The 10,443-nt window shown below is 44.5% G+C and carries 9 protein-coding genes and 1 other annotated feature; of the genes, 4 read left to right on the forward strand and 5 right to left on the reverse strand.

The annotated features are described in order from the left end of the window. Positions 1-32: 32 nt before the first annotated feature. Positions 33-1,283 carry a tyrosine--tRNA ligase gene (gene tyrS / locus WQ57_RS00285; protein WP_046521715.1) on the reverse strand — a complete coding sequence of 417 codons (1,251 nt, stop codon included), beginning with the start codon at positions 1,281-1,283 and terminating at the stop codon, positions 33-35. Positions 1,284-1,328: 45 nt separating this feature from the next. Further along, positions 1,329-1,541 (reverse strand) — a binding site (T-box leader). Positions 1,542-1,552: 11 nt separating this feature from the next. Then, the gene (locus WQ57_RS00290; RefSeq protein WP_046521716.1) at positions 1,553-2,065 is read right to left on the reverse strand and encodes a MarR family winged helix-turn-helix transcriptional regulator; all 513 of its coding nucleotides are present in this window, start codon (positions 2,063-2,065) and stop codon (positions 1,553-1,555) included. Between the two features lie 319 nt (positions 2,066-2,384). Between WQ57_RS00290 and WQ57_RS00295 the strand changes: the two genes are divergently transcribed. Together WQ57_RS00295 and WQ57_RS00300 are read left to right on the forward strand one after the other, a co-directional pair. Continuing rightward, positions 2,385-3,827 (forward strand): L,D-transpeptidase family protein, encoded by a 1,443-nt coding sequence (locus WQ57_RS00295; RefSeq protein WP_046521717.1) that lies wholly within the window; start codon positions 2,385-2,387, stop codon positions 3,825-3,827. Positions 3,828-4,520: 693 nt separating this feature from the next. Continuing rightward, on the forward strand, positions 4,521-5,483 hold the full coding sequence (locus tag WQ57_RS00300) for an arsenic resistance protein (protein ID WP_046521718.1): 963 nt from the start codon (positions 4,521-4,523) through the stop codon (positions 5,481-5,483). Between the two features lie 18 nt (positions 5,484-5,501). Here the strand turns inward: WQ57_RS00300 and WQ57_RS00305 are convergent, their stop codons facing one another. Next, positions 5,502-6,467, reverse strand: coding sequence for an alpha/beta hydrolase (locus tag WQ57_RS00305; RefSeq protein ID WP_046521719.1), 966 nt, complete (start codon positions 6,465-6,467; stop codon positions 5,502-5,504). A gap of 146 nt (positions 6,468-6,613) precedes the next feature. Here WQ57_RS00305 and WQ57_RS00310 point away from each other — a divergent pair, with 146 nt between their 5' ends. Further along, positions 6,614-7,858, forward strand: a complete 1,245-nt coding sequence (locus tag WQ57_RS00310) for an MFS transporter (RefSeq protein WP_046521720.1) — start codon at positions 6,614-6,616, stop codon at positions 7,856-7,858. A gap of 114 nt (positions 7,859-7,972) precedes the next feature. Here WQ57_RS00310 and WQ57_RS00315 read toward each other — a convergent pair whose 3' ends face one another. Further along, on the reverse strand, positions 7,973-8,608 hold the full coding sequence (locus WQ57_RS00315; protein WP_046521721.1) for a YczE/YyaS/YitT family protein: 636 nt from the start codon (positions 8,606-8,608) through the stop codon (positions 7,973-7,975). Between the two features lie 171 nt (positions 8,609-8,779). Here WQ57_RS00315 and rluF point away from each other — a divergent pair, with 171 nt between their 5' ends. Further along, positions 8,780-9,487, forward strand: a complete 708-nt coding sequence (gene rluF, locus WQ57_RS00320; protein ID WP_046522006.1) for a 23S rRNA pseudouridine(2604) synthase RluF — start codon at positions 8,780-8,782, stop codon at positions 9,485-9,487. A 151-nt stretch (positions 9,488-9,638) separates the two neighbouring features. On the opposite strand, the gene WQ57_RS00325 is transcribed toward rluF, so the two are convergent. Beyond that, a complete protein-coding gene (locus WQ57_RS00325) occupies positions 9,639-9,995 on the reverse strand; it encodes a nucleotide excision repair endonuclease (RefSeq protein WP_046521722.1) in 357 nt (118 codons plus the stop codon). Positions 9,996-10,443 lie beyond the last annotated feature (448 nt).

The following is a 10,443-nucleotide window of genomic DNA, read 5'->3' on the forward strand; positions in this document are numbered from 1 at the left end:
AAGCCTGGCCTTAGCGCCAGACTTTCTATACCTTAAAATGATGTCGTAATTTTAATGAATTTCCGTTTCCCAACTTGAATCACCAATCCATCCGTAATCATGACTCGCAGGTGATGATCTTCTACCCTGATACCGTTGATTTTCACTCCCCTGTTGTCAATCATTCTCCTTGCTTCACTTTTCGAACTTAATAGCTGCAAATCGATTAGCAAGTCTAAAACTGGAACTTCGGAAGGACCATTCCAGTCGACTTTGGCGATTTCCTCAGGCAAGGCCCCTTTCTGGAAAACTGAAACAAAGTGCTGTTCTGCTTTATGTGCTCCTTCTTCTCCATGGTACATTCTCACGATGGTCCTGCCCAGCAGCATCTTGGCATCTCTTGGGTGCAGCTTGCCTGTTTCCAGTTTTTCCTTAATATCCTGGATTTGTTCAGGAGCAAAGTCTGTAATCAATTCAAAGTATTTCACCATCAATTCGTCCGGAATGGACATCGCTTTCCCGTACATCTCCTCAGGGCTTTCATCGATTCCAATGTAATTCTTTTTCGATTTGGACATTTTCTCAACGCCGTCAAGCCCCTCCAATAATGGCATCAACAGTGCAACCTGTTTTTCTTTTCTGAACTTCTCCTGAAAATGCCTTCCCATCAGGACATTGAAATGCTGGTCGGTTCCGCCAAGTTCGACATCTGACTCCAACACAACCGAATCGTATCCCTGCATTAAAGGGTAAAAGAATTCATGCAGCGAAATAGGCTTTCCAAAGGCAATCCTTTCTTCAAAGTCATCCCTTTCCATCAATCTTGCCACCGTAATTTTGCCGGCAAGCTGGATGACATCCTCAAACTTCAGTTTTGACAGCCATTTTGAGTTGTAATGCAGCTCCACCTTCTCCATATCAATGACTTTTGCGAATTGCTCGAAGTAGGTTTTGGCATTATGCTGGACCTCGTCATCAGTCAGCTGCTTCCTTGCCACCGACTTTCCCGTTGGGTCGCCAATCTTGCCGGTAAAATCCCCAATAATCAGCTGGATGATATGGCCATTATCCTGAAACTGCCGCATTTTGTTCAGCACTACTGTGTGTCCAAGATGCACATCCGGTGCAGATGGGTCCAACCCCAATTTGATTTTAAGAGGCTTATCTTCCAGAATGGACTTGGCTATTTTATTCTCCAGATCTTCGGCTGGAATGATCTCTTGTACCCCCTGGCTGTATAGCTTCATCTGCCTCTTTACTTCGGCATGTTGTTCCCCGCTTAACTGTTTGATTATGCTGTTCATTTTCATTCCTCCTAAAATTAAATACAAAAAAACCACATCCCTGAAAAAAGGGACGTGGTTTGACTATTTCACGCGGTACCACCCTTATTGAAGGAAAAATTCCTTCCGCTCAACGATTTAACGGTCGCCCGTTCTTTGTTTATCAAAGACAGCTCAAGGAATGTATTTCGTGTTATCTTTGTATCGGTTCGCACCGGCCACCGACTCTCTTTTGAACAGGGAGATAAGCACTACTGGATTTCCTGTCATCGCTTTTCACTATTATATTTTTAAAATAAGTTTTCGCGAATTACTTTTCGGAGTAATTGTGTCATTGTTTTTTGTTGAGCTTCTGACAGACCCGATACTATAGCAACCTCACCTTGGTGGAAACGCGGATATAAATCCTCCATCACTAACTTCCCCTTTTCGGTTATCGAAACGTAAGTCATCCTTCGATCACGGGTATCGCTTCTCCTATAACACAACTCTTTTCGTTCAAGTGTTTTCGTAATATTGCTTATTGTGGCTTTTGAAACCCCGGCTGATTCCGCCAATTTTTTAGTCTCCACGGACTCCCAGATCCATAAATCATACAGCATGGAAAAAGCGGTCCATGATAAACCATATTCAGCCAGCACTTCCTGTTCCATCTTGTTCCTTACTCCCTGGGCAATCCGGTATAAATTGGTCACTAATGCGACCGCATCCAAATTCAGCGACTGGATGGGAATCTTAGTCAAACGATTAATCGTATCTACTTCTTCGCGAAGAAGTTCACCCTCTTCATCAAATGAATATATATTGAATCACTCCTAAATTTTCATAATCGTTAGCTATGAAACGATAATAGCAAAAAAAGTCACGGAATGCAATAACTCAATTAAAAAGGAAAATTTTCAAAGCCAAATTGAAACTTATACCTGCCTTTATACGTTTAGGAAAATAGTATCTATTCCAGTTATATCCAAAGGAGGAAAATAAAAAAAACTTAGGAAACTTCCAAGAAACGACAAATTTCATCTAAACCTATCTTGTAGAATTGTAGTAAAAGTGTAATATATAGGTAATGTAAATGTAAACTTTTTGAAAGAACTCCAAGGTATGGGGGAGGAATGATGTATGGCACAAGTCGTACAAACAGATGAGATCACTCATCTAACACGTCAAAAACAAAACAAATGGTATAAAAACTGGAAAATACTCGTGCCGGGCAGCCTTGCTGTCATAGCCGTCATCATTGCGGCCATGAGCTATTACCAGGCAACCCATTTTAACTTTAATAGAACAATCAATGGAATCAACGTCAGCGGACTTACAGCCGAAAACGCCCTGAACAAGCTGCAAACCACTGCGTTAAATAATGATATATATATTGAAGGCCAATTAATTCTTGATGGAAAAGCTACAGAGATGAATATAACCAGAGAGGATTTACCGCAGGTCAAAAAGCTGCTGAAAAGCCAGTGGACCTTCTTTCCTTCTTTCAAGGAAAGCAATTATTCATTAATGCCAAGCAAGCAGGATGAATATAGGGGCATGACACTTAAAAAAGAGGTGGAACAAAAACTCCTCTCGCTAAATGCCGGGCTGACTTCAGCCATAGATGCCCACGCGTCCCTGGAAAATGGCAAGATTGTCATTTCGAAAAGCGTAGATGGCAAACAATATGACGTTGAAAATCTATTGAAAGAATACGACCAGCATGGTTATACAAGTGAAATCCATCTGAGCCCGCTCTACCTTAGCGCCATTAATGAAGACAGTGAGATTGTGAAAAATGAAGAGAAAACGCTGCAGGCGCTTCTCGACCATACCGTGGAATATAAGGTACAGGATAAGGTTCATTCTATCAAAGGCAGCGATTATATTAAAAATGCCACCGTTTCAAAAGAAATGAAGGTCTCGGTTGACCCTGGCGACCTTAAAAAGAAAATCGCCGAAATCAATGACACCCAATCCACATTGGGGAAAGATTTTCAGTTCAAGACCCATTCGGGTTCCGTCATTTCCGTTAAAGGCCAAGGCTATGGCTGGGCACTTGATGTCGATAAGGAAACAGCAGCCATGCAAAAAGCATTTGAAAATGGGGAAACTTCAGTTTCTGCTTCCCATATTCGCGGAAACGGCTGGAATAATGAAGGATACGGCTATGAGACAATCGCAAATAACGGCATTGGTGACACCTATGCCGAGGTATCGATTAAAGAACAGCGGATTTGGATTTACCGGAACGGGAAGCAGGTGTTTACAACGAATGTCGTGACCGGGAGACACAGTACAGGGGAAGACACTTCTCCGGGAGTATGGTATATCCTTTTTAAACGCTCCCCATACACCCTGAATGGCACCTCGGTCGGCAGCGGCACCTATTCAATCCAGGTCGACTATTGGGCGCCGTTCACCAACAGCGGCCAAGGATTCCATGATGCAAGCTGGCGGACCAACTGGAACAGCAATGCCTACCTCACAGCAGGATCCGGAGGCTGCGTCAACGTCCAGGCCAACGTCATGAAAACCGTCTACGACAACCTCAACGTCCACGACCCCGTCGTCGTCTACTGAAGCATGGGGACGGTTCTCCTGCATCAAAAAATAAACTCAGGAAATCTGACAGTGATTTCCTGAGTTTTTTTCATGCGTGCTAGTCTATCTAGCTGCCCTAATTGAAATCCCTCTCGGTCATGAGCCAAAGGTTTACACTTCAATTTGGCGGAATGGAGCACGTTTTCGGACTTGAGGCACCAGTTTCCACCTTGGCCTGTCCAAATCAGGCCTCCATTCGGATTCGGGACACCGCTTTCCTCCTCGGCCTGCCCGAATCAGACCTCCATTCGGACTCGGGACACCGCTTTCCTCCTCGGCCTGTCCGAATCAGACCTCCATTCGGACTCGAACAACCAGTTTCCGCCTTGGCCAGTCCGAATCAGACCTCCATTCGGACTCAAGACACCCGTTTTCTCCTTGGCCTGTCCGAATCAGACCTCCATTCGGACTTGAGACACCGGTTTTCTCCTCGGCCTGTCCGAATCAGACCTCCATTCGGACTCGGGACACCGCTTTCCTCCTCGGCCTGTCCGAATCAGGCCTCCATTCGGACTCGAGACACCTGTTTTCTCCTCGCCCTGTCCGAATCAGACCTGCATCCCGCTGGTAACGTTCTGTCAGGCAGGCAATCGCAACTCTTCCTTCTCAAAAGCTTACCCCACTATGGTAAAATGGCAGGGATGCAAAATTATTTTGACAGGTGGATTTACTTTGAGTTTAATCGAGAAGCTGTATACATTAATCATTTTCTTATCGGTCATGCTTGGATTAATCACCGGCCAGGCAGAGCTCATTCGCACCCATGCTGCCGTTTTGATTGTGCCATTATTAACCGCCATGCTGTACATCACCTTCCTGCAAATCCCTATTGAAGAAATAAAGAGTGCATTTAAAAACCTTAGGTTTACATACACTTCCGTCATCATCAATTTTATCTGGACACCTGTTTTCGCCTGGTTCCTGGCATCCTTGTTTTTAGGTGATAACCAAGCACTCTACATCGGCTTCATTATGCTGATGGTCACTCCCTGCACCGACTGGTATCTGGTCTTTACTGGAATCGCCAGGGGAAACGTGGCTTTATCAACTGCGGTCCTGCCCTTGAACTTCGTTCTGCAGGTAATACTGCTGCCTGTTTACCTCCTTGTTTTCGGCGGTGCATCCGGGGTTATGGAACTTGATTTTCTTATCGAAAGTATTTTACTAGTTTTGGTCCTGCCTTTCCTTTTGGCTTCTCTGACAAAAGCATTCTTTAGAAACAGGCAGAAGGCCCGGGAAAATCTCCTAAACAGGCTAAGTGCCCTCCCCATCCTCTTCCTCGGCCTGGCCATTGCGGCGATGTTCGCTTCCCATGGACAATTGCTTCTGGAGAACCTTGAACTGATGGGGCAAATCACCATCCCGATACTGGTATTTTTTGTGATTAATTTCATCATTAGCCAAAAGGTTGGCCAGTTGATGCATTTCCCATATGGTGATCGGGCAAGCCTTAGTCTGACCACTCTGGCAAGGAATTCACCAATTGCTCTGGCAATTGCGATGACAGCTTTTCCGGATCAGCCGCTGATTGCCTTGACCCTGGTAATTGGCCCATTGCTGGAATTGCCGATTCTCGCCGTCATTACCCAGCTGCTGTTAGTTCGGTCAAAGAATGCAAAAAGCACACATCCATGACGCGATGTGTGCATAAAATCAATCCATATACTTGTCAACAAAGCTCCAGAGAGTGTTCCAGTAGGTGACCGGGTCGACTTTTTCAGCGTCTCCATGATTGGCTTCCGGAATAATGAGTTTTTCTTTTTCCACCTTGGCGGCATTATATACTTCATCCAGCATTTCAAACGGAACGAACGTGTCACCTTCCCCATGGATGAACAACATTGGTGTATCGCTCTTGGCAACCTGTTCCACGGCATTTGCTTCATAAAGGTCATAGCCCGCCCGAAGCCTGGTTATTGTATTGGCTGCATTCATTACGGGAAATTCCGGCAGCCCGAACAAATCATCCAGCTGATAGACAAACACCTCGCTGACCGAGGAATAACCGCAATCTTCAACGATTACCTTGACGTTGGCAGGCAGCTCCTCTTCCCCTGCTGCCATCATGACCGTCGCGGCTCCCATTGAAATCCCGAACAGGACGATTTCCGCTTCCGGGTCCCTTTCAATGATTTGTTCAATCCATAAAAGTAAATCCTTGCGGTCGTGCCACCCCATGCCGATGTAATCCCCTTCGCTGTCTCCATGGCCGCGAAGGTCAGGGGCAACCACATGATAGCCTTTTTCGTGAAAATTCCGGATGTACCTTGTCATGCTTTCGGCATTGCTGGTATATCCATGGACGACGACCGCCCATTTATGCTCCGGGAGATCATTTTCATATACATTGGCATTCAAGTTAAGCTGCAGCTTGTCCGCTGAGACGACCTTCCACTTTGCCGGCTTATGCTCTTTTTTAAAAGAATCGTCCGCCTGATCCGCTTCCTCGGCAACCGCTGCGGATACCGCTTCACTTTCGGCCAGATGCGGATTTCCTTCCAGGAACTCCTTTTCCTGCTGTGCACTTAACGCGAAATTGTAAAAATAGTTCCCAACCAAAACATAGGCTGCCGTAAGCAGGACGATCAGTAATCCAGCCAGGATTCCGATTTTCTTCATAAACGTGCTCTCCTGTCATTCTTATGTCTTTTCCATTTTATCATTATGTCGTTGTATGCATAGGACTTTTTTGCTACGATTATGCAGACCCCTACTACTAATGTAGTATAGCCCGCCAAAATTTCATAGAAATGAGTTGTTAGTAAATGAACACAGCCCCCGACAATCCCAGGGACAATTGGGTTAAAAACATCATTCTCTTTTTAAGCAGCCAGACGGTTTCACTGTTTGGTTCGTCCCTTGTCCAATACGCCATTATGTGGCATATTACGCTCTCCACACAATCCGGATTGATGATGACGCTCTATATCATTTGCGGTTTTATTCCTACTTTTATTTTGTCTCCAGTAGCAGGTGTGTGGGCCGACCGCTATAACCGGAAAATGCTGATCATTGCAGCAGATGGGCTTATAGCTGTTTCCACACTAATTCTTGCCATCCTGTTTTTAAATGGCTACGATGCCATTTGGCTGCTCTTCTTGATGGCAGCAATCAGGGCGGTTGGAACAGGGATTCAGACTCCTGCAGTCGGTGCGATTTTACCGCAGATTGTTCCAAAGGATAAGCTGACAAAGGTGAACGGCGTAAACGGCAGCATCCAAGCTATCATTATGTTTGTCTCGCCAATGGTCAGTGCCGCGCTGCTGGCCACTACATCGCTTGAAATGATCTTTTTTATCGATGTAATCACAGCGGCGATCGCAATTGTTACCCTCATAGGCTTCCTGAAAATCAAGGTACATCAGAAGGCAGCGGAAAAACTCACCACAAGCTATCTCAGCGACTTTAAGGAAGGTCTGCGGTATGTAGGCGGTCATGCTTTTTTGAAGACATTCTTTCTGTTTTTTGCCATTTTCTTCGTGTTGATGGCTCCTGCCTCCTTTTTGACGCCACTGCAGGTGACACGCAGCTTTGGCGCAGATGTATGGCGGCTGACTGCCATCGAAATTGCCTTTTCAGTTGGCATGATGGCGGGAGGGGCCATTATTGCTTCCTGGGGAGGATTTCCCAATAAAATAAAAACTCTTACCCTTTCAAGCCTGGTTATGGGAGCATGTACAGTGGCTCTTGGCATCGCCCCGGCGTTTTGGCTGTATTTAGCGTTCATGGCTTTATTCGGTGTGGCATTGCCGCTGTTCAATACACCTGCCACTGTCTTGTTACAGGAGAAAATTGATGAAGATTACTTGGGGAGAGTGTTCGGAGTCCTTGGGATGATTTCGACCTCGATGATGCCGATTGGCATGCTCATCTTCGGTCCCATTGCCGATTTCATGCAGATTGAATGGCTTCTTTTCGGGACTGGAGCCTTAATTATCGTTCTCGCCGTCTTCATGGGCCGAAATAAAGTGCTTGTTGAGGCAGGAGAACCGGTAATGAACTCTAAATAAATATAAAAAAGGCAGTCCATTTTCATCTCTTGGATCTGCCTTTTTTCTTGGCTTGATTGGGTACCGCTTTCGGACTCGGTCCAGCTTTTTTTACATTAGCTGTCTAAATCCGTTTTAAGCAGCCAGCTTTTTATGCTCTTCCTTATTAAGAAAATTCCCCAGCAGTACTTTGCATTGCGGCAAAGAAAAACCGACAATCGGACCCAGGAAAAAGGCAATGATAACTGTTCCGATTCCAACAGGTCCTCCCAATATCCAGCCCAATATTAGGACAAAAAGTTCCATCCCATTGCGGACCCATTGGATGCTCCATCCCGTTTTGGCAACAAGCATGATCATGATGCTGTCACGCGGCCCTGAACCCAGGTCGGCGGAAACATAAAGCCCAATTCCATATCCGATAAGGACAATGCCCAGAATAAAGGAAATCACTGCTCCTATAACACTATCAATGCTTGGCAGCAGCCAAATAAACACATCAATAAAAATTCCAAGCAGCAGCATATTTAAAAAGGCGCCTATTTGGGGGATTTTTTTCGTTGCTAGGGCAGAAGCCGCAAGCAGCAGGAATCCTGTAAGGATGGACCAAGACCCAATCGTCAGTCCAATTTTTAGTGACAGTCCATAATGGAGCACGTCCCAAGGGCCTATTCCCAGCAGCTTTCCTTTAACCGTCAAGGCAACTCCCAACGCCAGTACCATCAGGCCGAAAACAAAAAAAGACCACCGAAGGATCCATTCTTTCCCCATCATATCTCCTCTAATCTTCAAAAATTCAGCTAGACCACTATACCATAGCCTGTATACTGGTATCCACAAAAAATAAATGGCAATCCCGGCGGCCCCGTTTTGATTACCCTTTTAAAATAGGGTATAGTAAATAAGCTATTAATCCATTTTTAACATAAGGTTGTGATTACGATCCGAATCAATAAATACATTAGTGAAGCGGGCAAAGCATCAAGAAGGGGTGCCGATAAATTGATTAGTGAAGGAAGAGTCACCATCAATGGCAAACGGGCGCAAATAGGCGACCAGGTCAATCCCGGGGATGATGTACTGGTAAATGGAGCACCTGTCAGGGTGGCCAGGAATAATGTCTATATCGCTTTGAATAAACCTGTAGGAATTACAAGTACAACCGAAAAGAATGTCAAAGGAAATATCGTTGATTTAGTCAACCATCCATTGAGGATTTTTAATATCGGCCGGCTGGATAAAGATTCTGAAGGCTTAATCCTTCTTACAAATGATGGGGACATCGTTAATGAAATTCTGCGAGCTGAAAACAAGCATGAAAAAGAATATATCGTTTCAGTGGACAAGCCGATTACTCCCGAATTTCTGAAGAATATGTCAGAGGGTGTGAAGATACTGGGAACCAAAACACTTCCATGTAAAGTAACGCCTTTATCAAAATTTGATTTTCAAATCATCCTGACTCAAGGGTTGAACCGCCAAATTCGCCGCATGTGCGAAGCGTTAGGCTACGAGGTTTACAGGCTGCAGCGTACACGAATCATGAATATCCATCTGGGCAACCTCCCACCTGGTCAATGGAGAGATTTATCAAAGAAAGAGAAAACCCAATTATTCAGAGACCTGAACTATGAACCAAAGGAATGGTAAAAAGCCCGAAGATACGGATGGAAATAACCTAGAAAGAAGCGAATAGACAACTCGCTTCTTTTTCATTTTATTTACAAATAAAAACCCGCCAATCGGCGAGTCCGTTGTTTTTAGCTGGAGGCATGGGAAAACTCCACTGTTGGGGATTCACTTATCTAAAAAACGCCTTGTCAATATTGTACTTGGACTTGAGTTCATTAATAATATACGTTTCATAAATTTCCCTATGGACCGGATCATCGATGACGCAAACCTCGATTCTGGTTACCTCGTCCCTATGCATCTTGATTGGAGAAACAGTATCCTCAAAATGCTTTTTTATCCTTTGCCTCAATTTCCTCGCTTTTCCAACAAAGAGCAGTTCTTTATTCTGGTTATAGAACATAAAAATCCCTCCCTTGTCTCTAGGGATAAGATGAAAATCAGTAAACCCGTAAATATTGCTTAATTCAGGGTTCTTCTGTTTCGTAATGGTAACATTGGGTTTTGGAATACTGATGTTGATCACTATCGTTCACTTCCTCTTTCGTTATCTTTGTCAATGCTAACATAGCGTTATATAAAATGCCATTTACTTATAGTCATTCTCATCGTAACCAAAGAGCATACGTTTTGACGATTGCCGTTTTTCAAACAATCTTCTCCCTGAAATTACATTCATCATTTAATATATTAAAAAAACTTTCCGCCCTACCCCCAAAATAGTAAGCTGACTGCCTAAGCTTCTTTTGTAAGTCATTTTTCCATCTGTCACTTGCAAGGTATACCCTGAGAGGATTTGTTGTGAATCAACTTACATATTACGGCACTTACCCATTAAGGAGGAGTTTTCATGAATGTGGTATTGAGGTGGAGTGTCAGGTCATTGTTTGCCCCTGTAACCGGAAATGCAGGTGCGGTTGCAAGTACCCTCGGGTTTTTCCTGGCCTTTCTGCCATTTGATAGCTTACTGAAAA

Origin of the sequence: Mesobacillus campisalis (assembly GCF_000986785.1) — a bacterium.
GTDB classification, from domain to species: domain Bacteria; phylum Bacillota; class Bacilli; order Bacillales; family Cytobacillaceae; genus Mesobacillus_B; species Mesobacillus_B campisalis.

Coding starts and splice junctions, on each gene's coding strand:
- WQ57_RS00295 (WP_046521717.1), top strand. CDS start 2,385: ATGGCACAAGTCGTACAAACAGATGAGATCACTCATCTAACACGTCAA.
- WQ57_RS00305 (WP_046521719.1), bottom strand. CDS start 6,467: ATGAAGAAAATCGGAATCCTGGCTGGATTACTGATCGTCCTGCTTACG.
- tyrS (WP_046521715.1), bottom strand. CDS start 1,283: ATGAACAGCATAATCAAACAGTTAAGCGGGGAACAACATGCCGAAGTA.
- WQ57_RS00315 (WP_046521721.1), bottom strand. CDS start 8,608: ATGGGGAAAGAATGGATCCTTCGGTGGTCTTTTTTTGTTTTCGGCCTG.
- WQ57_RS00310 (WP_046521720.1), top strand. CDS start 6,614: ATGAACACAGCCCCCGACAATCCCAGGGACAATTGGGTTAAAAACATC.